The following is a 20,259-nucleotide window of genomic DNA, read 5'->3' as shown; positions in this document are numbered from 1 at the left end:
AAGCGTCATCTTATGTGGACGGCGTGCTGAGGATTATGATATTTCACTCCATCTGAATGAGAAAACTGACGTATTGTAAAATCGGGACTACTTTATAAAAAAGCAAGCCCATCCATAAAGTGTCGGCCTACAGGGCAGGCCTATTCCTTTTCGTAAGGCGATGATGGAAAGAACATTATCCAGTCGTATTAATGTGGGGAGTACAGCGCATGTGCTGCATACGCAGCCCCTGATGATGCGCCATATCACTATAGATGAACCCACAATCATCCTGGTCCGCCATGGCAGGAAAATAATCCGCTGGGCGCAAGAGGAGATAACGCTGGAAGCGGGGGACGCGGTGGTCATCGGGGAGGGGCACTCTTTTGATATCATCAATACACCATCACCTTTAACGGGTACGTACGAAGCATCATGGCTGAGTTTTTGTGCCGATTTCGTCCAAAACTACTGCTTCATGCATGCCCCACGTATGAGCATGAACGAAGCAAATAAAATGGCAGAGCCAGGCAACAGTTTTCGCCAGGCCTTTTATCACACTGCGGAGGCCATTACAGATACTGAAAACATACCTGAAAGTATCGTGGCCAGGCGTATGGAAGAGATGCTGAGTTGGCTGGATGAATACCGAATTTTCTTCGCGCTGAAACAACATACCGGACTGGCGATAAAAATCCGCAAACTCGTTGCAGCAGACATATCACAAGACTGGAATACTGCGCAGGTGGCGGCTGAATTGGGTATGTCGGCCACCACCCTGAGACGCCATCTGCATGCCGAAAATACGTCATTCACCCATCTGGTGACTGACATTCGCATGTGCCGCGCCCTGACACTTTTGCAGGTGACCGATCTTTCAGTCACCCGCATATCCCTGGAAGTCGGCTATGAAAATCCGTCTAAGTTCGCCGCCAGATTTCGAACTCGCTTCGGATTCAGCCCCAGCCTGGTCCGGGTTTCCGGCCAGGCTATCGGCAACCTGGCTGCGGTTAGCGGCCCTGCGTAATCTGAAGATGCGCTTCGCCCAGTGAGTTCGCTTTTGCCATAAAGCCGACCAGGGCGGGCGTCGAGTCCGCCGTTATTCCCGGAAGTTTGTCGACACGAAGTGCCGTCAGCGTGATCTCATAACGGTGCGTTTCACCCTTCGGCGGGCAAGGGCCGCCATAACCCGGGATACCGAAATCAGTCCGGGTCTGAAGAGCCCCTTGCGGGAGATTTTTGTTATCCGCCGTTATCCCAGCCGGTAACGAGTGAAGAGATGAGGGAATATTCACCACCTGCCAGTGGATCCAACCGAGGCCTGTCGGCGCATCCCTATCATAAATTTTGAGAGCGAAGCTTTGAGTTCCTGCCGGCGCGCCACTCCAGTTAAAAGAGGGGGCAAGGTTTCCACCGCTGCACCCAAATCCATAAGGTGAACTCAGGGTCTGAGCCGCGGGGAAACGGTTTTTTTCAAGCTCATGACTTGTCAGCGTAAAACTGGCTGAAAAAGCGACCTGGCTCGACAACGCCAGGCATAATGTACTGATAACAGTAAGGTGAAGTTTGGACATTTACTCTTCTCCATCGGGGTGATTAATATCCCAATGATAAGGGGAGAGAAAGACTCCTCGCCGCCCTGAACCGGCCAGTCTTAGCTCCATAACGCCCAATAATGATATTTGTAATTCCCTGATTTCACAGGATGACGACCATCTCACCGACGGGAGCTCACCTTACACAGCATTCCCTGTGCCTGTCTCCGGTGACAAAAGGACAGCATGATTTGTTCTTTTACCTATTGACCAATCAACTAGTAGGTAGGTATAGTGCAGCCATACGCTTAACCGGCATCAGGAAGCGATCGTCAGCTCCCCGGCCCGCTAAGTATTAACTCCGGCCCCAGCGGGGCTTTTCTCACTTTCGCCTTGCGAGGTATACGATGAGTAAGTTGTTCACCCCCTACAATCTGTCAGGCATGCAGTTAAAAAACCGCGTGGTCATGGCCCCGATGACCCGCACCCGCACAATGAACGACGTGCCGGATGACGTCGTTGCACTTTACTACGCCCAGCGCGCCTCTGCGGGGCTGCTTATCACCGAAGGCATGCCTGTTTCTGAAGAAGGGCGCGGCTATCTGTATACCCCGGGGATCTACAACGCTGCACACGTTCAGGGCTGGCGCAAAGTGACCGATGCGGTACATGCGAAGGGCGGCCGTATTTTTGCTCAGTTGTGGCATGTGGGCCGGATGTCTCATACCTCAATTCAGCCGGGCAACATCGCGCCAGTTTCCGCCGGTACCGTACAAGCGGTTAACACCACCGTCTTTGCACTGACCGAGTCTGGCGAACCGGGACCTGTCGTTCCAAGCCAGCCGCGTGCACTGGAAACCGCAGAAGTTCGACGCGTTACCGCTGACTTTGTCCATTCAGCGCGTCTGGCAATGGAGGCCGGGTTTGACGGCGTGGAAATCATGGCGGCGAACGGCTTCATTTTCGACCAGTTCCTCAGCAGTGAACTGAACCCTCGCACTGATGAATACGGTGGCTCTGTGGAAAACCGTCAGCGGTTCCTGCTGGAAACGGTTGATGCCATCTCTGCGGCTATTGGTAGCAATAAGGTGGGCTTGCGCATTTCACCGTTCGGGCGGATTTACGACCTGGCGCCTTATGAAGGTGAAGAAGAGATTTGGGCCAGTATCGCTGCGGCCCTCGGCCAACGTGAGCTGGCTTATGTGCACCTCTATTATCAACCTGTTTATACCCAGGCACCGGTACCTGCCGGTTTCAAAGCCGCGTTCCGTAAAACTCTGGGGGGCACCGTTATTGCCGCCGGCGGCTTCACCCGCGAGATTGCCGAAACCGCACTTGAGGCAGACGAACTGGATCTTGTTGCGTTTGGCGTGCCGTACATCGCCAACCCTGATCTGGTCGAAAGAATGCAGAACGGCTGGCCGCTGGCTGAAAGCGATCGCACGACGTATTACGGCGTGACGGGGTCGCCGGAAAAAGGCTACACCGATTATCCCGCCTGGGAAGCCAACTAACGCCACGTAGCTGGTGGTATTTGCGGTGCTCACATAAAGAGGCACCGCCAGACGACATTAATGGGGTATTCAGGAGCCAATATGCAAACCCTTAAGCCGATTATTACGATAGATATCTGGTCAGATCTGGTCTGCCCCTGGTGTTGGATTGCCAAAAAGCGTTTCGAACAGGGCCTTGCCGCCTTTGAACACAAGGAACAGGTCGTGGTCCGCCACCACAGTTTCCGTATTTCCGGCGACCGGCCTGCCGTGCCGTTCCGCAAAGCCCTTTACAAGAAGTTTGGCGGGGAACATGGGGCGGAACTGATGATGAATCAGGTGGGCACGGCCGGGAAGGCAGAAGGGCTCCAGTATAACTTTGACACCATGCTCTTTGGCGATACCGAAGATGCCCATACGCTGCTCGCGGCTGCACGTCACGCCAATATGGGCGACGCCATGGCAGAACGGTTTTATCGGGCCAGTGTGACTGAGGGGCGTTCCATTTTCGATCCGCAGGAGCTCATTGCGTTAGCTACAGAAGTGGGCATGTCCAGAGCCGACGCTGAAAGTGCCCTTGCCAATGAGGCTTTCCGTGCATCGGTGGCTGAAGATGAAGCCCATGCCCGGTCGATCGGGGTCAGCGGTGTCCCGCTGTTCCTGCTCAATGAAAAATATGCCATCAGCGGCGCGCAATCTGCGGACAACTTCCTGAACGCGTTGAAGCAAGTCTGGGAAGAAAAAGCGGCCGAATTGGCAAAAACCGACGGCCAGACCTGCGGCGCTGACGGTTGCAGCATCTGAAACCTGAACGAGCCGGCTGCATGACTGCCGGCAAATCTACCCTGCAAATAACGGAGTTCAAAATGAGCGATTACTTTAAAGGCAAAAAAATGCTTGTCGTGGGTGGCACCAGCGGCATGGGTCTGGAAACGGCGCGTATGGTGCTGAAAGCCGGTGGCAGCGTGGTACTGACGGGCAACAAAAAAGACAAGGCAGAAGCGGTTCAGAAAGAGCTGAGCCCACTGGGTTCCGTGTCCGTGATTGCGGCAAACCTGATGACCGAAGAGGGCATGAACGCCATTCGTCAGGAGATTAATGCTAATCATCGCGATATTAGCCTGATGGTCAATGCGGCCGGGATCTTCATGCCGAAAGGCTTTACCGAGCATTTGGAAGCCGATTACGACATGTACCTGATGTTGAACCGGGCAACCTTCTTCATCACGCAGGACGTGGTGAAGAACATGCTGGCCGACGGCCGTGAAGGGGCGATTGTGAACGTGGGCTCCATTGGCGCGCAAGCCGCACTCGGCGACTCACCGGCTTCCGCGTACTCCATGGCCAAAGCCGGTCTCCACGCCTTGACACGCAACCTGGCCATTGAGCTGGCCAGTGCGGGTATCCGCGTGAACGCGGTCTCGCCAGGGATCGTGCATACCCCGATTTATGAAGGCTTCATGGCGAAAGAAGACATTGCCGGCGCAATGCAATCGCTGAACGCTTTCCATCCGCTGGGGCGTGTCGGCACGCCGGAAGATGTGGCCAATACCATCTTCTTCCTGTTGTCCGACAAAGCCTCTTGGGTGACTGGCGCAATCTGGGATGTCGATGCCGGTATCATGGCCGTTCGCAGATAAGCTCGTCGTAACCTCGCAAAGCCGCCCCATGATGGGGCGGCTGATAGGCATCTTGCTTGTAATTCAACCATTCTTAAAGTTAACATAATGAAAAAATTGAAATTTACCTTCAAAAATGCAGAAGGTGAGGAACTTGCCGGGTTGCTTGAATTGCCAGAAAATCCAAAAGCCTTTGCCCTGTTGGCGCACTGCTTTACCTGCGGGAAGGATCTGAAAGGTGCTGCACGCATTGCCAGGAAACTGACAGAAAATTCAATTGCGGTGCTTCGCTTTGATTTCACCGGGTTAGGCAACAGCGAAGGCGATTTTTCCAATACCAATTTTTCCTCGAATATTTCTGACCTGCTGTGCGCGGTCGATTATCTTCGTCGGGAATACGAGGCTCCTTCGCTGCTGATTGGTCACAGCCTTGGCGGTTCGGCAATCCTCTCTATTGCAGCCAAAGTGCCTGAAGCCAGAGCGGTCGTAACCATAGGTTCGCCAGGCGAATTGACGCATGTACAGCGGTTGTTCAAAGACAATATCGAAGATATCAGGAACCATGGCGCTTTCCCGGTAGAGCTTGCAGGCCGGGTATTCACGCTCAAAAAGCAAATGCTGGATAACATTCAGGAGCATAAAATAGCGGAGAAGGTATTTACCATGAATAAGCCGCTGCTGATTTTTCATGCTCCCAATGATGATACCGTGCTGATTGAACAGGCAGAGAAAATTTTTAAAGCCGCCAGACACCCCAAAAGCTTTATCTCACTGGGTGAAGCAGATCATCTTCTGACGCATCCTCAGGATGCGGAATATGTTGCCGGGATTATCGTTGCCTGGAGTTCTGCTTACATTTAGAGGGCGTGTAAAGCTTCGCGAAGCTGCTGGTGCTGTCGTTGGCCACTGAATAAACGGGTGTAGCATTTTGATTGCACATACAAAACTGCGTAGCATGCTTTCTTTACGCGAAAAAAGCCCTGCTTAGATGCAGGGCTAAGGGCATTGTTGCTATGGTTTATTTTTATTATTTCCCTGGCATTGCTCAACTTCCAGGTTTATTACCTTCAAGTTGAGATTCAATTAATTTAACTTTAACGCTCTCTTATTTTCCTGGAAAAATTGAAGTCACTTCGCGGGCGGTATCGACCAGAAGCTCACCGTTTTTGTACCTCTCGCTCACTTCTCCATTGTTGCCGGTAGCATTTTCAGGTCGTTCAATAAACTGCCCCAGCGGAGTCGCGTTCTCATCCAGTACCACGGCAAACGGAATTTTGACTTTATCGACACCAAAGTGTGCCTTAAAGACGGCTTCAGCCTTGTCGCGGGTGATAATACCCAGACGTATTGCCGGCGCTGACGCGGCAATGGCATGGATTACAGGCAAGTTTTTATGGCAGTCGGGGCACCACATTTCAGCAGCTACCAGAATGCTGTACGAACCCGGAAGTTGCGAGAGCTTACTAATGACATCGTCAGGTAATGCCTCGTTGGCAAGCCCCTCAAAATGCCGTAATGCATTGCGGTCTTCTTCTGCTCCGCTGCCAACAAATTCGTTATAATCTGATGCTGCTTCGAGCAGTACGTTGAAATCTTGCATATGTTCTCCTTTGTTAGTAACGGGGGCTAAGGCTTCACATAAATCTGGCAATGATAAAGGCCAATTCTCCATGCATGACCTGAAAAGGCGTACCATTTTAGTGTCTGGCTGCCATAAGTAGATATTGCCATCCTACCTACTAATTGATAGATTATCACGTAATTTGTTAATTTTGAGGCGTCACGCTGATGGGGCGGTCTGTTGGATTCAAGATAGTGATAGCAATGATGGCATTCGCAGCCAATTCTGTGCTCTGTCGGATTGCGTTGAAAGGCGAACATATTGACCCGGTGACGTTCAGTGACCTTCGCCTGATGAGCGGGGCGGTGGTCTTATTACCACTGTTGTTGAGACGTGAGGGGAAAAAGCAGGGCGTCTGGAGCTTGAAAAGCGGGTTCTTTCTTATGGCCTACGCCCTGTGTTTCTCCCTTGCCTATATCCATTTGGATACAGGAACAGGTGCTTTGCTCTTGTTTGGCGTTGTGCAACTGGCGATGGTGGCCCATGGCCTTTTCCATGGGGAAAGGCTGTCTTTTTCCAGAGCAACGGGGCTTGGGCTGGCTGTAGCCGGCATGGCTGCTCTTCTCTTACCTGGTGCCAAAACGCCCCCCTTGGGCAGCGCTGTTCTGATGGCGCTTTCAGGCCTTGCCTGGGCGGCTTATACCCTCTGCGGAAAGCGCTCTCCCAGCGCAGCGCAGGCCACTGCGGCAAATTTCATCCTTGCTGTACCTTTTGCCCTGGTGTTGTCGCCGTTCATTAGCCAGGGAGCGCACTTCGACGGTATCGGAATTCTCCTGGCAGTGCTCTCTGGTGCGGGTGCTTCTGCCGGAGCCTATGTGCTGTGGTATTCACTTTTACCTCGTCTTGAGTCTGTTGCAGCCAGTACGGTTCAGTTGAGTGTGCCCTGTCTGGCGATGCTGGGAGGCGTAACATTTTTGGGCGAGTCACTGAGCCTCAGAATGGCATTTTCAACGCTGGCAGTCCTTGCGGGCATTATGTTGGTGATCAAGGCACCGGGGCAGAAAATACGGCACTGATATCAACGTGCCAGTCATGACTTGATCACTCTGCAAATGGTTTTTTAGGTTTTAAAGCAAAGGAATATCTAATCGTTAGCAAAATCAGTGACGCTGTGACCTCTTTGGATAAACTAATCGGGTAACCTCTATGAAATACGATTTTGATGAAGCAGTGGACAGGGCAGGGACAGACAGCTTAACCGTCGACGGCTGGCGTGAATATATGTTTGGTGCCCATGAAGGCCCCGCGCCGGAAGTACCGGCCAATGGTTTTATAAACCTCTGGGTAGCAGATATGGCTTTTTCCACCCCCGAGCCGGTGCTTGAAGCCATACGTTCCCGGTTAGATAAAAAAATTCTTGGCTACACCCGCATTTATGACAGGGATTACTATGAGATTTTTGGGGCCTGGTGTGAAAGGAATTACGGATATCGGTTTCAGGAAGAAAGCATTGTTTTCTCCCCTGGTATTATCCCTGCGCTTAACCGATTGGTGCCGTTACTGACCCACGAAGAAGACAGCATCCTCATCCTGACCCCTTCTTACGCACCGTTTAAAAAAGCCGGAGACTATAGCGGTCGTCGCGTCGTCGATTGCCCGCTTAGAAATAACGAAGGCCACTGGGCGGTAGATTTTGAGGCAATGGAACAAGCCCTGAGCGATGAGCAGCAGCGAATTAAAGCCTTCTTTCTCTGTAACCCGCATAATCCCACCGGGCGAGTTTGGCGACGTGATGAGTTGCAGAAAATGATAGCGTTATGCCTTAAACATGATGTGTGGGTTATTTCTGATGAAATCCACTGTGATTTATCCCGCTCGGGTGTCACGCATATCCCCGCCGCGTCAATTTTTCCTGAAAATCATAAAATTATCACCTGCATGTCGACCAGCAAAACGTTCAACCTGGCGGGTAACCTGCTTGCAAACATCATGATCCCTGATGCCTCAGTGAGAGCCGAATGGCTTCGCCTGCATGATGATTTTATCTCTCCGCTGAGCCTGGTGGCTAACAAGGCCGCCTGGTCCGAGTGCGATGAGTGGTTGACTCAGGTCAGGCACTACATTGACGAGAACTTCCGTTTTCTGCAGGACTACCTGGGGACATATCATCCGCTGGCCCGTTTTATCATTCCGGAAGGGACTTATCTTGCCTGGATTGATATCTCTCGTTTGGTAGATGTCAGTAATCAGGAAGAGGTAACCCTCTTTTTTGCCAGACATGCGGGTGTATTGCTTGAAGGGGGGCAAATGTTTGTCAGTAACGGCGACGGGCACATCCGCCTTAATCTGGCTTGTCCACGCGCTATGCTTGCTGAGGGGCTCAACCGCATAAGCAAGGCATTGAGTGCGAGTTCTGGCGATGCTACCTGAACGATGACCGCAGCGATGCTGCCTGGAGAACAAAATGACGAAACACTATGACTATATCGCGATTGGTGGTGGTAGCGGTGGTATCGCCTCAATCAACCGTGCGGCGATGTATGAGCAGAAATGCGCTTTGATTGAAGCGCGGGAGTTGGGCGGGACTTGCGTCAATGTGGGGTGTGTACCGAAAAAAATAATGTGGCACGCTGCGCAAATCGCAGAGGCCATTCATCTTTATGGCCCAGACTATGGCTTCGATACCACATTAAACCGCCTTGACTGGGCTAACTTGCTAAAAAACCGCAGTGCCTATATCGATCGTATTCATACTTCATACGAAAATGTGTTAGGTAAAAACAAGGTAGATGTCATCAAAGGTTTTGCCCGGTTTGTGGACGCGCATACGGTGGAGGTCAACGGGGAAACGATTACCGCTGACCATATATTGATAGCCACCGGTGGTCGCCCTAGCCATTCCTCTATTCCGGGAGCGGAATACGGAATTGATTCAGATGGTTTTTTTGCGCTTGAGGCGCTACCGGAGCGCACTGCAGTTGTTGGTGCAGGCTACATTGCTGTTGAACTGGCAGGTGTTCTCAATGCATTGGGGTCAAAAACCCATTTGTTCGTACGTAAGCATGCGCCTTTGCGCAGTTTTGACCCGTTGCTCACAGAAACACTGGTTGAAGTCATGAACGTCGAAGGCCCAACGTTGCACACCCAAGCGATCCCCACTGCAGTGGTCAAAAACCAGGACGGCAGCCTGACACTGAAGCTGGAAGATGGTCGTGAACAAACGGTTGACTGTTTGATCTGGGCGATTGGCCGTGAGCCAGCCAATGACAAGTTGAACGTTGAGATGGCGGGTGTTGAACTCGATGAAAAAGGGTACGTCAAAGTTGATAAATATCAGAATACCAACGTGCCGGGTGTTTACGCGGTGGGTGATAATACCGGTGCGGTTGAGTTAACACCGGCAGCTGTTGCTGCGGGCCGTCGCCTTTCAGAACGCTTGTTTAACAACAAGCCGGATGAGTATCTGGATTACAACAATATCCCCACAGTCGTCTTTAGCCACCCAACAATAGGTACCGTTGGCCTGACTGAACCCCAGGCGCGTGAGGAATATGGTGATGATCAGGTGAAAGTTTATCAGTCATCTTTTACCGCCATGTACACCGGCGTGACGCGTCATCGCCAGCCATCCCGCATGAAGCTGGTATGTGTGGGGTTGGAAGAGAAAATCGTCGGTATCCACGGTATCGGTTTAGGCATGGATGAAATACTGCAAGGCTTTGCTGTTGCGCTGAAAATGGGAGCAACGAAGAGAGACTTCGACAATACCGTGGCAATTCACCCAACTGCGGCAGAAGAATTTGTCACGATGAGATAATGGTGAGTAGTGCCATTTAGCACGTGACGGGAGGGCTGGAGGTTTGTTAAACAACGGCCCGTAATGAGTACGTATTATATTGAGATAAGAATGAACAAATACATCCTCGCGTTATCTGCTGCACTTATCGGCTCGCAGGTTCAGGCAGCAACGCCCGCAGCGCTTCCCGCACCGATCAAGCAGTTGGAAAAACAAGGTATAGAAATAATCAAACCCTTCACGGCTCCCGGTGGGGTTCAGGGCTGGTTGGGAAAATATCAGGGAACGGGGGTGACAATTTATCTGACCCCCGATAAAAAACATGCCATATCAGGTTATATGTACGATGAGAATGGAAGTAACCTCAGCGAACAGGTCATAAAAGAGGAGATTTACATCCCTGCTGGCCGCGAGATGTGGAAAACACTGTCCAAAGCTGCCGGTATCACGGAAGGCAGCAATAATGCAAATTGTCAGATTGTCGTGTTTGCCGATCCTTTTTGTCCTTACTGTACAAAATTCAGACAGGAAGTGCAGCCCTATATTAAGGACAATACAATCGCTTTGAAAACGCAGTTAGTGGGTGTCATGCAGCCCGACAGTGGCCGTTACGCGGCTGCGATATTGTCTTCTGAAAACCCCGCGAAGGTCTGGCAGGATTTCGAGTTGTCGGGTGGCAAAAACAAGCCTGCACTTTTGGAGAAAACGCCGCAGCCGATTTTCTCGCAGATCCAATACAACCAGAAATTGATGGAAGATGTGGGGGCAAGCGGTACGCCAGCAATTTATTATCTTAACCACGCCAACATGCTTCAACAGATCGTCGGTCTGCCGGACCATGAACAGATGGCCAATCTTATAGCGTGTAAATAGTTTCTGAGTCACTGGCTGCGAAATGGGTAAATTCACACATGGATGTGGGGATTTTATGAGTACACCCCTTAAAATCCTATTTTTATCTTGTGCTTATGTGGCTATCAGATCTTTTCGCTATGTGTTTTGTACTGCTTTAGAATGGCGCAGCGCAAAGTGAACGGATTGAAATGTAAATCAGCTACCCTAACTAACGAAACCCGATGCAACCTGGAGAAAAGACATGAACAGAGCTCAATTGTTTTCTTATCTTTTTTTAACGGGATTTTCCGTTATAGCGTTTGCCTGTCAGGGAGGTGAAGGCGGGAAAGGCGGAACTGGAGGAAAAGGGGGATCCGTGGTAATCGGTAATCAAAACGGTGGGGCTGGTCTTAATGGAAAAAACGGAAAATCTGGGATGAATGGTTGTCCCGGTGGAACTCAGGCCACACCAGATGGGCATTTTTATCTGCGAGGAACACATGAGCAATGTAACCCGTTTCACGCCAAAAAACAGAAATCACAGGCCACAGCGTCACTGATTGAGAGCACATAATGTAAAGCCTTGCCACCGTCTAAAAAACTCTGCTCTCTTCACCCATTATCATCAGATGTGTCAGCTATCACACCGCCAAAAGATAAGACTCATTTGCTCATGTCAAAAGAGCAGGTAAAAGTGTACTCTTATGAGTAAATTGCAGGGGTAACAGTTTAACTCAGCTGATATTGTCTTTGGATGAAGATGGAATGCTCTATGCCTAAACGTATAAAAAACAGCCGCTGGTCAGGTTACGATCCCCGCTATATCTATTCTCTCGTCGTCCGACGTTACTTTGTTGAGATGAAGACCAAAACTGAGATTGCTGAAGAACTCGAGATTTCGAGATTTAAAGCGGCGCGTCTTATCGATGAGGCAATAAAGGAAGAGTATGTGAAGTTTCTCTTTCCAAAGCAGCAACTGCTTGACGAAGAGATCGCACTTAATCTCTGCGGAAAGTATGGTCTGCAGAAGGCAATCGTGCTTTCCGTGTCAGAATCCTGGTCCAATCAGGAAGAACTGAATGAGAAGCTGGGGGGTATCACTGCAAGTTATCTCAACAATAATCTCGCTGAGGGAATGAAGGTTGGTATTGCCTGGGGACGCGTTTTATCCAGCACAGTGAGTCAACTCACCAGCTTGCCGGCATTAGATGTTGTTCAGCTATCTGGCGTTCATCCCGGCATTGAATTTAGCCAGGGTCCGATCGACCTTATCCACAGACTGTCGACTATCTCTCAGGGCAAGGCTCATCCTATGTATGTGCCGATGTGGGTGGATGATGAAAGCCTGGCCCAAAAACTGGCCAGTGATCCGGCTGTGGTGGATACCCAACAATATTATTCTCAGCTGGATGTTGTCATCACCGGTATTGGCGCCTGGAAAACGGGCTCATCCAGTTTGTGTGATATTTTTCCCGAGTCGTGGCAAAAAAATCTGTTTGAGAAAGATATCGCTGCGGATGTCTGCATTACTCTCGTTAACAGTAAAGGCGAGATCCTTGATAGCCCGATGAGCCGTCTTGGGTTTGGTATTTCAACCGAACAATTGCGTAACACGAAAACCGTGATTGGTGTGGCGGGGGGAGAACAGAAGTATGAAGGCATCGTCGCTTCCCTCAAGTCAGGCCTTTTAGATGTGTTAATCACTGACTTCGATACTGCGGTGAAGCTTGTCAATTCCTGATTGAAATAGATCCCGGAACATCAGCAACAGGGGCGTAGCCCGCGCCCTTGATCACCTTCCTCTCAGGCATGCATTAGGCACTGCTATCAGTCATTCAGTAAACCCTCATGACTTAGATCAGAGCATGGCCAAATCCTCTGACATAGGTCAGTTCGCATATATAATCCTTCAAAAAATCTATTATCCGTCTGATTTATAATAAAAATTTTACTTCCCCTCTCCGGTTGACTTGATTGATCTAAAAGATGAATTACTCGATGTTGCTCATATGAGCAATTATTTGCGTGCACTTATGCATTTATTTTGTGATCAGCTTATAACTTTTGCATGTTTTCTGTTTGCGCGGAAAATTGGCATGCTATAAATGCTCATGTGATCGATTGTGTTTGCTCTAATGAGCAAAAAAGCGAGGTGAAAAGGTGAGTACAGTCGCTATTAATGTTGCAGATGGTGCAGCATTCAAAAATTACGATGAGGTGCTGCAGCACATCCATGAAAAGCTGTATTCAGAAGGGATAGTGAAAAAGACCTATCTGGCAGCACTGCGCGAACGCGAAGCCATGTATCCAACCGGTATTTTGCTTGATGGTTATTCTGTGGCGATCCCACATTGCGACAGCAACCAGGCCAACAGCCCGTCGATTTATATTATTCGCTTACCTGAACCGGTTCAGGTTGATCAGGCTGATGGCGACGATAAATTGTGGGTCAAACTCATTATCAATTTGGTCGTTACCGATCCGGCTAATCAGTTGCAACTGCTGAAGGCCCTTTTTAGTAATCTTCAAATGGAAGACTTTTATCAAAATTTACTTGAGCTTCCTTCCGAGAAAGCGCAGGCACTTTTTATTTCCACCGTCATGCAATAAGAGTTCAGGAGCATAATGATGATTAATATCCTCGTAGCCTGCGGGAGCGGTGTCGCAACGTCAACTATCGCTGCTGATGAAGTGAAATCCGTGTGTACAGAATATGGCATTACTCAGTTCAAAATAAATAAATGCAGCATGTCAGAACTTCCTTCTGAATTACAGAATGCTGATGTGATTTTAACCACGAATAACTACAAAGGTGATATCGGAAAACCGCATATGAGTGTGGCCGGGTTTATCACCGGGATTAATGAAGCTGTGTTACGAAAAAAACTAGGGGATTTATTAACAGAGCTGGCTAAAAACTAATAAGAAAACACAGGGGATGACAAGATGGACATGTTAAAAAACATAATGCTAACGATAACAAGCATGGGGGCAACGGCAATCCTACCACTTGTCATCTTCATTTTGGGTTTGGTTTTCCGCATGAAAGTCGGTGCTGCCATTAAGTCTGGTATCACCGTGGGTATCGGTTTTATTGGTTTAGGTTTGGTTGTTAATCTGTTGAGTACATCCCTGCAGCCGGCAATTGCCTACTATTCAAAACTGGGAAGCGGATTCACTGTGGCTGATATCGGATGGCCTGCGGTGGGCGCGGCCGCATGGGTGGCACCCTTTGCCGCTTTAGTTGTTCCAGTGGGTATTATTCTTAATTTGCTACTTGTTCGGCTTAAATTAACCAAAACGCTGAACGTTGATATCTGGAATTATATGCACTTCCTGGTTCCCGGCGCGCTGGCCTATTTCGTGTTTGACAGCTTCTTTATCGGTTTTGGCGTGGCAGTCGCACTTAGCGTTATCGCTCTGTTTATTGGCGATTTAATTGCTCCCCGTTGGCAGAAATATTATGGCCTGGAAGGGACGACCTGTACCACCATGATCCATATAGGCTGGACATTACCTTTTGCACTGCTGGTCAATAAAATTATCGACCTGATCCCCGGCCTGAACAAGCTCGACGTTGATTTGGAGAGCGTACAGAAACGTCTGGGTGTGTTTGGTGAACCCGCTATCATCGGTGTCATTGTAGGTTGTCTGCTTGGACTGCTGACGAAACAGCCTGTGACCACTATTGTCCCGATGGCAATGGGGGTGGCTGCGGTAATGGTGCTCCTGCCTAAAGTGGTGGGTGTCCTGATGGAAGGACTGTCTCCAATTGGGAAAAGTGCCAAAGAGATTATGCAAAAGCAGATGGGTAAAGACGCCGAACTGAACATCGGTATGGATTGTGCCCTGGCACTGGGCGACCCAGCGACCATCACCGTCACCGTTATCACCATTCCGTTGACCATGCTTTGCGCACTGATTTTACCGGGGATCATGATTTTCCCCATCGGCGTTCTGATGTCAATCATCTATATGACAACCATGACCGTAATGGCCAGCAACGGAAACGTCATCCGCTCAATTATTTCAACCTTACTGTTCAGTATTGTCGTGATGTATTTAGGAGGGTATGTGGCTCCGGGTGCAACCCAATTCCTGCATGGCGCAGGCGTCGGCTTGCAGGGGCAGGGTACTGACTTTGTACTGACTGGCCCGTGGGAAGTATTGACGTATTGGTTGAGCACTGTATTCCATTGATTTTAAAAATGAGGTTTGCTTACCATGGCACAGATTTTACCATCAATTTTTGGCGCGAATATCTTAAGTCTGCAAGATGAGCTCCGTTTTTTAGAAGAAGAGAACACTGAAATATTGCATGTTGATTTAATGGATGGAACCTTCGTAAATAATATTGCCTTTGGGCCGAATCAAATTTCTGCAATGAAAAAAGCCAGCAAAATGACTTTCGACGTACACATGATGCTGGCTAATCCTGAAAGACATATTGATGATGTTATCAATACTGGCGCAGAAATGATCTCAGTGCATTATGAATCAACGCCGCATGTGCATTTTATTTTACAGAAAATAAAAAAGGCCGGGCGAAAAGCCGGTGTGGTCATCAATCCGGGTACGCCTGAAAGTGTTCTGGAATATTTGTTGGACGATATTGATTACATCCTGATTATGACCATTAACCCGGGGCAACCCGGGCAGACTTTCATCGAGAAAAGCCTCGAGAAAATCAGGAAAACCAGAGAAATGATTGCTGGCCGACACATTCAAATTGAAGTCGACGGTGGCGTTAATCTGGAAATAGCGAAAAAAGTACAGGAGGCGGGTGCTGATTTAATTGTTGTCGGTGGCGCATTATTTAATGACAACCCTAAAGCAAGCTATCAGGCATTAAAGTCTGTCATGCATTAAGTATCCAACATACATTCACGCGCTCTTAATTGAGCGCGTAATCATTATGTAGACCGCAGACGTGGGGGATTCCTCTCACGTTAAGTACAAAGATTCAGGAGAACAACCGATGAGTCATTTTGAAGGTAAAGTTGCGCTAATTACCGGTGGTGCGCATGGGATTGGTAAAGGAATTGCAAAACAATTCGCCGAACGCGGTGCGCATACCGTCATTGTCGATTATAACGAGGCTAATGGCATCAAAACTGCGCAAGAACTGACCTTTGGCAATGTTAAATCGCTCTTTGTCAAAACGGACGTCTCTGATCCGCAGGCACTGGCTGAAGTGCGCAGAAAAGTTATCGAAACTTATGGCCGTATCGACATTCTGGTTTTGAACGCAGGTGTCGCTTTTGCCAATAAAGTCAAAGACATTACTTTCGAAGAGTGGAACAAAACACTCTCAATCAACCTGACGGGTTTATTCAATACGGTCAAAGCATTTTACGATGACTTCTTAACTAACCAGGGTTCAATCGTTTACATCTCCTCCGGTTCTGCGCTGTCAGGTACTGGCGGGGGGGTGAGCTATCCGGCCAGTAAAGCGGGGGGGGAAGGTCTTATTCGTGGTCTGGCGAAGGAGTTGGGTCCAAAAGGTGTTAACGTCAACGCTATCGCGCCGCGTCTTATCGACACCGGCGAAATGATGCGTGTTAATTACCCGACGCAGGCAGATTTAGACGCAGTACTGGAGAAAATTCCGGTTCGTCGTCTGGGCACAATCGATGATGTCGCAAACCTGGCCATCTTCCTTGCTGATAAGTCAAATTCTTACATCCAGGGACAGACGATCCTCATGGATGGTGGCCGTACAATTGCCTGACCGGAGGAAAAGAAAATGGGTGTTCAAGAAAATACTGTCAGTATTCTCAGGGAACTAGAACAAAACGCGCTCAATATCGACAATGATCAGGCACAGCATTTTATCGGAAAGATCCGCAATGCGAAGCATATTTTCCTGCAAGGTGCAGGGCGCAGCGGTATTGCCATCCGCGCGTTCGCTAACCGTTTATTGCATTTAGGCTTCTCGGTCAGCGTAGTTGGGGAAATTTCATCACCTCATACGAAAGCGGGTGATTTGTTAATTATTGGTTCAGGCAGTGGCGAAACAGGCAGTCTCAAGAGCCTTGCGCAGAAAGCCGTTGAGTGTGGTGTCGACGTGGCGCTGGTCACCATGAAAAAAGACTCTGCGATTGGCCAGTTGGCCAACTGCGTGCTGGTATTACCGGGAACGGTCAAAACTGAAAACGATCGCACTCTGGGCCAGTTTTCGCAGCCAATGGGTTCCTCTTTCGAGCAACTCTGCTTTATCACCTACGATGCCATCGTGCTTGAACTCATGGACCAACTGCGTGAAACCAGTGAAACCATGTTTAAACGACACGCTGATTTTGAGTAATGACACTGAGCGCTTCGCTGGAAGCGCTCATTCGCTTATAACATCGCATAATTAAAAAGTGGGCAAATTACCCAGGTCATCGCATTTGGTATCATTAGGATCAGTCGTGAGATAAATCCCATCAATAACATGAACCATTGCCCCATAAACCCACTTGTCATTCACGTAGTTAATTGTTTGAAAGCTTGTCTTACCGGCATTTATCAACTCAGCGACAAACTGACGCGAGTTAATTGATGCGTCCTTCTCCCCATTACCGGCTTTGATGATTTTAACGTACTGAATGTGTTGCCCTGCATTGTCTCTGCGTACACCCGAGATGTAAAAGTCTGCCATTTCTCTTGCCCCTGCTGCGCTATGCCGTATAGCCACTTTGCACAACTTAATATCTGCCCTGTTGCAAATATGCCAATGACAGATTGCACAATTTTTCCACTCATTTTGCGCCAGCGCTCAGAGCCTTTATGCGGGGTAACTCACTTGATGCAATTTGTTTGGGTCTTCTGCAGGAGGGCAGCTATAACGTTAATCAAATGCTGAAACAAAAACGGCCAGCTTAGCTGGCCGTTGGATGCGTTCTGTTCGGAATGAGTGCTCTAAGCCTGGGCTTCAGCATGCTCCCATGCGGCTTTGCGAAGATCTGCGGGTTTAAGGTCGCGTGCAGGAATGATCACACCATCGCATTTACCCTGTCGGAACACCGTAATGGTATCTGCCACGTCCAGCAATTCCTCTTCCTCACTCGATACCACGATGACGCAGCAGCCTTTATCTGCCAACTGATGGATGATGCGATAAATATCCGCTTTTGCCCCAATGTCGACGCCTTTGGTCGGCTCATCCAGCAATACCAGATTGGCGTTTTGCGCAATGACCCTGGCGAGCAGAACTTTTTGCTGATTGCCGCCGGAAAGCGATTTAATCGGTCCGCTCAGCGTTCCCAGCGTATTCATCTTGCTTAGCAACTCAGCGGCGGCCTGCTGCGCAGCGCTGTGACTGACAAATCCGCCAGAACGGAATTTTTTCAGAACCGGCAGCATGGCGTTGGCATAACTCGACATCTGAGGAATGAAGCCATCTTTTTTACGTTCTTCTGTCAGGTAAGCAATCCCCTTATCAATGGCTTTTGCCGGTGAAGAAGGATGGTATTCTTTGTGACCCAGCCGGATGTCACCACCGGTAACGGTTTCCAACCCAAACAGCGTCTGGCACAAGCGCGTTCGGCCTGCGCCGGCCAGCCCGTATATACCCAAAATTTCCCCGCGATATGCCTCAAGGTTGATGCCTTTCAGGCGATCAGTCTGCAGGTTTGTGACCGAGAGCCAGGGTTTGCCCATCGCGCCGCGGATCAGACTACGGCTGTTAGACGGCGCCTGATAAGCATTTGCATCGCCCACAATAGCGTCAATGATGGCGCTTTTGCTCAGCGTCTTTTTGCCTTCGTTATAAATCACTCGGCCGCCGCACATGACGGTTGCTTCATCACAAACACCCAACACTTCGTCTAATTTATGAGAGACCAGCACTACGCCAATCTGCTTTTCGCGTGCGATACGTTGTACTGCCTGCAGCAGTTCTTCTGCCTGCGCACCTTCCAGCGCGGTCGTCGGTTCATCGAGGAAAAGAAAACGGGCGTCGCGATCAAGGTTAGAAACCACTTCCAGCATCTGCTTTTCAGGATGTGACAGATTTTTGACCAGCGCGGTAGCGCTGAAACTCAGATGGTAATCATTTAGTACTTTCTCGGTATGCGCGATCATACTTGCATCATCTATAAAGCCACTGCCTTTACGACATTCACGTCCGAGAAAAAGGTTTTGCCAGACGCTCATGCCGGGAATGAGACGGAGTTCCTGATACACACAAGCAATACCTTTGTTGAGTGCATCCCGTGGCGAAGCAAGGTGCACCGGCGTTTCGCCGATCATCAGCTCTCCACTATCCTGCGTGTTAACGCCCGCCAGGATTTTCAGTAGCGTTGATTTACCCGCCCCATTATGGCCAAAGAGGCCGTGGATCTCGCCAGGCTTTACGCTGAAATCCACACCGTGGAGAACCTGCACACCCGAAAAACCGATTTTGACCTGCTTCGCCACATAATTCATCATTCTTCGCCTTTCACTTAAGTCAGTATGCTGAACCCATTACCGATGCTGCGTTGTCTTTGGTGACCAGCAGCGGTGGGTTGTTGATCATGGCTGGAACCTGTTCACCGTTCAGACTCTTCTTGGCATTTTCAACCAGCAACTGAGCCAGTTTAACCGGCTCCTGAATCGCACCGGCTTTCAATATGCTGTTGTTCTGAACGGCTTTGACGCCTTCTTTATCCACAAACGCATACAGCTTCACTTTGTCACTGACCCCCAGTTGCTGGATTGCCGCCAGTGACCCGAGCGCGGAAGGTTCGGTGTCTGAGTACACGACGTTAATTTCTGGCCTGCCCTGCAGCATTTCAGTGGTGACTTTCAGGGAGGTTGTTTCTTCTACTTTGCCATTGACCAGCGCGACGAACTTAATGTTTTTGTTGGATGCCACGGCTTCCTTGAAGCCTTCATCACGTGCATTTGCGGCAATGGATGTTGGTTCTCCCACGATACCCACTGTCGCCGTGCCATTTTCACCAATGTCTTTCAACAACTGCTGGCCAATGAGCTTGCCGCCTTCACGCTGATCGGTCTGAACACCTTGAACCAGCGTGACGTTTTGCTGCTTCATCCCCTCGGTATCCGGAAGGATGTTGATGGCAAACGCCGGAATTTTTGCCTGATTAAGCTGGTTTATGATCGACACGCACGGGCCTGAGGAGACGCAGTTCACTGCGACCGCATCCACCTTCTGTTCAATGAAGTTCTGCACCTGCGAAAGTTGCTTGGCATCGTCATTATCAGCAATCGAAATTTTTACGTTCAAGCCCTGTGCCGCTGCATTGTCTTCAAAGCTTTTTTTCATGGCAACGTAATAAGGGTTGGTGAGGTTCGGCAGCGTAACGCCCAATGTTTTTTTGCCGGCACCCACGGTGCTTTCAGTATCCTCACGGTTACAGCCGGCGAGCATGCAGGACAGTGCGACTATCGCTGCACCTGCGGTGATTGTGGTACGGAGTTTCATGTTTATCTCCTGGATATATGTAGGTCA

22 protein-coding genes are annotated in these 20,259 nt (G+C 49.6%); 17 read left to right on the top strand and 5 right to left on the bottom strand.

What is annotated here, in order from left to right; all coding sequences use genetic code 11:
* The first annotated feature begins 160 nt into the window (after positions 1-160).
* The gene (locus AC4ICF_RS14775; RefSeq protein ID WP_049089937.1) at positions 161-1,006 is read left to right on the top strand and encodes a helix-turn-helix transcriptional regulator; all 846 of its coding nucleotides are present in this window, start codon (positions 161-163) and stop codon (positions 1,004-1,006) included.
* Here the strand turns inward: AC4ICF_RS14775 and AC4ICF_RS14770 are convergent.
* Positions 990-1,553: a YbhB/YbcL family Raf kinase inhibitor-like protein gene (locus tag AC4ICF_RS14770; protein WP_032693561.1), complete on the bottom strand. Its 564-nt coding sequence runs from the start codon at positions 1,551-1,553 to the stop codon at positions 990-992. The two genes, AC4ICF_RS14775 and AC4ICF_RS14770, sit on opposite strands and share 17 nt — an antisense overlap.
* Before the next feature lie 368 nt (positions 1,554-1,921).
* On the opposite strand from AC4ICF_RS14770, the gene AC4ICF_RS14765 reads away from it, so the two are divergent.
* The 4 genes from AC4ICF_RS14765 (at position 1,922) to AC4ICF_RS14750 (ending at position 5,487) form a co-directional block, all read left to right on the top strand.
* Positions 1,922-3,028 carry an alkene reductase gene (locus tag AC4ICF_RS14765; RefSeq protein WP_029669914.1) on the top strand — a complete coding sequence of 369 codons (1,107 nt, stop codon included), beginning with the start codon at positions 1,922-1,924 and terminating at the stop codon, positions 3,026-3,028.
* An 81-nt stretch (positions 3,029-3,109) separates the two neighbouring features.
* On the top strand, positions 3,110-3,811 hold the full coding sequence (locus AC4ICF_RS14760; protein WP_032693563.1) for a DsbA family oxidoreductase: 702 nt from the start codon (positions 3,110-3,112) through the stop codon (positions 3,809-3,811).
* 62 nt (positions 3,812-3,873) lie between these two features.
* On the top strand, positions 3,874-4,647 hold the full coding sequence (locus AC4ICF_RS14755) for an SDR family NAD(P)-dependent oxidoreductase (protein ID WP_032693564.1): 774 nt from the start codon (positions 3,874-3,876) through the stop codon (positions 4,645-4,647).
* A gap of 87 nt (positions 4,648-4,734) precedes the next feature.
* Entirely contained in the window at positions 4,735-5,487 is a 753-nt protein-coding gene (locus tag AC4ICF_RS14750; protein WP_007374395.1) for an alpha/beta hydrolase family protein, read from the top strand.
* 244 nt (positions 5,488-5,731) lie between these two features.
* Here AC4ICF_RS14750 and AC4ICF_RS14745 read toward each other — a convergent pair whose 3' ends face one another.
* A complete protein-coding gene (locus AC4ICF_RS14745) occupies positions 5,732-6,226 on the bottom strand; it encodes a thioredoxin family protein (RefSeq protein WP_024359916.1) in 495 nt (164 codons plus the stop codon).
* A 188-nt stretch (positions 6,227-6,414) separates the two neighbouring features.
* Between AC4ICF_RS14745 and AC4ICF_RS14740 the strand changes: the two genes are divergently transcribed.
* From AC4ICF_RS14740 to hxlB, 12 genes are all read left to right on the top strand, one after another.
* Positions 6,415-7,263, top strand: a complete 849-nt coding sequence (locus AC4ICF_RS14740; RefSeq protein WP_049112351.1) for a DMT family transporter — start codon at positions 6,415-6,417, stop codon at positions 7,261-7,263.
* A 130-nt stretch (positions 7,264-7,393) separates the two neighbouring features.
* Entirely contained in the window at positions 7,394-8,617 is a 1,224-nt protein-coding gene (locus AC4ICF_RS14735) for a MalY/PatB family protein (protein ID WP_049112349.1), read from the top strand.
* Positions 8,618-8,651: 34 nt separating this feature from the next.
* Complete coding sequence (gene gorA, locus AC4ICF_RS14730) at positions 8,652-10,004, top strand: glutathione-disulfide reductase (protein WP_064375575.1); 1,353 nt, start codon at positions 8,652-8,654, stop codon at positions 10,002-10,004.
* 90 nt (positions 10,005-10,094) lie between these two features.
* On the top strand, positions 10,095-10,856 hold the full coding sequence (gene dsbG, locus AC4ICF_RS14725) for a thiol:disulfide interchange protein DsbG (protein ID WP_491466098.1): 762 nt from the start codon (positions 10,095-10,097) through the stop codon (positions 10,854-10,856).
* Between the two features lie 223 nt (positions 10,857-11,079).
* Entirely contained in the window at positions 11,080-11,391 is a 312-nt protein-coding gene (locus tag AC4ICF_RS14720; RefSeq protein WP_072351805.1) for a hypothetical protein, read from the top strand.
* Between the two features lie 198 nt (positions 11,392-11,589).
* Positions 11,590-12,558, top strand: coding sequence for a sugar-binding transcriptional regulator (locus AC4ICF_RS14715; RefSeq protein WP_015697025.1), 969 nt, complete (start codon positions 11,590-11,592; stop codon positions 12,556-12,558).
* A 419-nt stretch (positions 12,559-12,977) separates the two neighbouring features.
* Positions 12,978-13,427: a PTS galactitol transporter subunit IIA gene (gene gatA / locus AC4ICF_RS14710; RefSeq protein ID WP_047611334.1), complete on the top strand. Its 450-nt coding sequence runs from the start codon at positions 12,978-12,980 to the stop codon at positions 13,425-13,427.
* An 18-nt stretch (positions 13,428-13,445) separates the two neighbouring features.
* Positions 13,446-13,739 carry a PTS sugar transporter subunit IIB gene (locus AC4ICF_RS14705; protein WP_024359913.1) on the top strand — a complete coding sequence of 98 codons (294 nt, stop codon included), beginning with the start codon at positions 13,446-13,448 and terminating at the stop codon, positions 13,737-13,739.
* Between the two features lie 24 nt (positions 13,740-13,763).
* Positions 13,764-15,017 carry a PTS transporter subunit IIC gene (locus AC4ICF_RS14700; RefSeq protein ID WP_020439340.1) on the top strand — a complete coding sequence of 418 codons (1,254 nt, stop codon included), beginning with the start codon at positions 13,764-13,766 and terminating at the stop codon, positions 15,015-15,017.
* A 24-nt stretch (positions 15,018-15,041) separates the two neighbouring features.
* Positions 15,042-15,686 carry a ribulose-phosphate 3-epimerase gene (gene rpe, locus AC4ICF_RS14695; protein ID WP_024359912.1) on the top strand — a complete coding sequence of 215 codons (645 nt, stop codon included), beginning with the start codon at positions 15,042-15,044 and terminating at the stop codon, positions 15,684-15,686.
* A 109-nt stretch (positions 15,687-15,795) separates the two neighbouring features.
* On the top strand, positions 15,796-16,548 hold the full coding sequence (locus tag AC4ICF_RS14690; protein ID WP_015697030.1) for an SDR family NAD(P)-dependent oxidoreductase: 753 nt from the start codon (positions 15,796-15,798) through the stop codon (positions 16,546-16,548).
* Between the two features lie 15 nt (positions 16,549-16,563).
* A complete protein-coding gene (gene hxlB, locus AC4ICF_RS14685; RefSeq protein WP_049112345.1) occupies positions 16,564-17,124 on the top strand; it encodes a 6-phospho-3-hexuloisomerase in 561 nt (186 codons plus the stop codon).
* A 51-nt stretch (positions 17,125-17,175) separates the two neighbouring features.
* Here hxlB and AC4ICF_RS14680 read toward each other — a convergent pair whose 3' ends face one another.
* The 3 genes from AC4ICF_RS14680 to AC4ICF_RS14670 all read right to left on the bottom strand — a co-directional run bounded on the left by AC4ICF_RS14680 (position 17,176) and on the right by AC4ICF_RS14670 (position 20,232).
* Entirely contained in the window at positions 17,176-17,460 is a 285-nt protein-coding gene (locus AC4ICF_RS14680) for a DUF3892 domain-containing protein (protein WP_049112343.1), read from the bottom strand.
* A gap of 260 nt (positions 17,461-17,720) precedes the next feature.
* The gene (locus AC4ICF_RS14675) at positions 17,721-19,229 is read right to left on the bottom strand and encodes a sugar ABC transporter ATP-binding protein (RefSeq protein WP_088168368.1); all 1,509 of its coding nucleotides are present in this window, start codon (positions 19,227-19,229) and stop codon (positions 17,721-17,723) included.
* Between the two features lie 22 nt (positions 19,230-19,251).
* Positions 19,252-20,232: a substrate-binding domain-containing protein gene (locus tag AC4ICF_RS14670; RefSeq protein ID WP_049112342.1), complete on the bottom strand. Its 981-nt coding sequence runs from the start codon at positions 20,230-20,232 to the stop codon at positions 19,252-19,254.
* Positions 20,233-20,259: the final 27 nt, after the last annotated feature.

The sequence above is a fragment of the Enterobacter sp. ECC_219_Taxon_10 genome, from assembly GCF_058354905.1.
The sequence above is the reverse complement of the archived record's forward strand: the minus strand, read 5'-3'. Positions and strand labels throughout refer to the sequence as shown.

Coding starts and splice junctions, on each gene's coding strand:
- AC4ICF_RS14715 (WP_015697025.1), top strand. CDS start 11,590: ATGCCTAAACGTATAAAAAACAGCCGCTGGTCAGGTTACGATCCCCGC.
- AC4ICF_RS14750 (WP_007374395.1), top strand. CDS start 4,735: ATGAAAAAATTGAAATTTACCTTCAAAAATGCAGAAGGTGAGGAACTT.
- AC4ICF_RS14670 (WP_049112342.1), bottom strand. CDS start 20,232: ATGAAACTCCGTACCACAATCACCGCAGGTGCAGCGATAGTCGCACTG.
- AC4ICF_RS14745 (WP_024359916.1), bottom strand. CDS start 6,226: ATGCAAGATTTCAACGTACTGCTCGAAGCAGCATCAGATTATAACGAA.
- AC4ICF_RS14735 (WP_049112349.1), top strand. CDS start 7,394: ATGAAATACGATTTTGATGAAGCAGTGGACAGGGCAGGGACAGACAGC.
- gorA (WP_064375575.1), top strand. CDS start 8,652: ATGACGAAACACTATGACTATATCGCGATTGGTGGTGGTAGCGGTGGT.
- AC4ICF_RS14690 (WP_015697030.1), top strand. CDS start 15,796: ATGAGTCATTTTGAAGGTAAAGTTGCGCTAATTACCGGTGGTGCGCAT.
- AC4ICF_RS14775 (WP_049089937.1), top strand. CDS start 161: ATGATGGAAAGAACATTATCCAGTCGTATTAATGTGGGGAGTACAGCG.
- hxlB (WP_049112345.1), top strand. CDS start 16,564: ATGGGTGTTCAAGAAAATACTGTCAGTATTCTCAGGGAACTAGAACAA.
- AC4ICF_RS14760 (WP_032693563.1), top strand. CDS start 3,110: ATGCAAACCCTTAAGCCGATTATTACGATAGATATCTGGTCAGATCTG.
- AC4ICF_RS14740 (WP_049112351.1), top strand. CDS start 6,415: ATGGGGCGGTCTGTTGGATTCAAGATAGTGATAGCAATGATGGCATTC.
- AC4ICF_RS14675 (WP_088168368.1), bottom strand. CDS start 19,229: ATGAATTATGTGGCGAAGCAGGTCAAAATCGGTTTTTCGGGTGTGCAG.
- AC4ICF_RS14705 (WP_024359913.1), top strand. CDS start 13,446: ATGATTAATATCCTCGTAGCCTGCGGGAGCGGTGTCGCAACGTCAACT.
- AC4ICF_RS14700 (WP_020439340.1), top strand. CDS start 13,764: ATGGACATGTTAAAAAACATAATGCTAACGATAACAAGCATGGGGGCA.
- AC4ICF_RS14770 (WP_032693561.1), bottom strand. CDS start 1,553: ATGTCCAAACTTCACCTTACTGTTATCAGTACATTATGCCTGGCGTTG.
- AC4ICF_RS14765 (WP_029669914.1), top strand. CDS start 1,922: ATGAGTAAGTTGTTCACCCCCTACAATCTGTCAGGCATGCAGTTAAAA.
- AC4ICF_RS14720 (WP_072351805.1), top strand. CDS start 11,080: ATGAACAGAGCTCAATTGTTTTCTTATCTTTTTTTAACGGGATTTTCC.
- dsbG (WP_491466098.1), top strand. CDS start 10,095: ATGAACAAATACATCCTCGCGTTATCTGCTGCACTTATCGGCTCGCAG.
- AC4ICF_RS14680 (WP_049112343.1), bottom strand. CDS start 17,460: ATGGCAGACTTTTACATCTCGGGTGTACGCAGAGACAATGCAGGGCAA.
- rpe (WP_024359912.1), top strand. CDS start 15,042: ATGGCACAGATTTTACCATCAATTTTTGGCGCGAATATCTTAAGTCTG.
- AC4ICF_RS14755 (WP_032693564.1), top strand. CDS start 3,874: ATGAGCGATTACTTTAAAGGCAAAAAAATGCTTGTCGTGGGTGGCACC.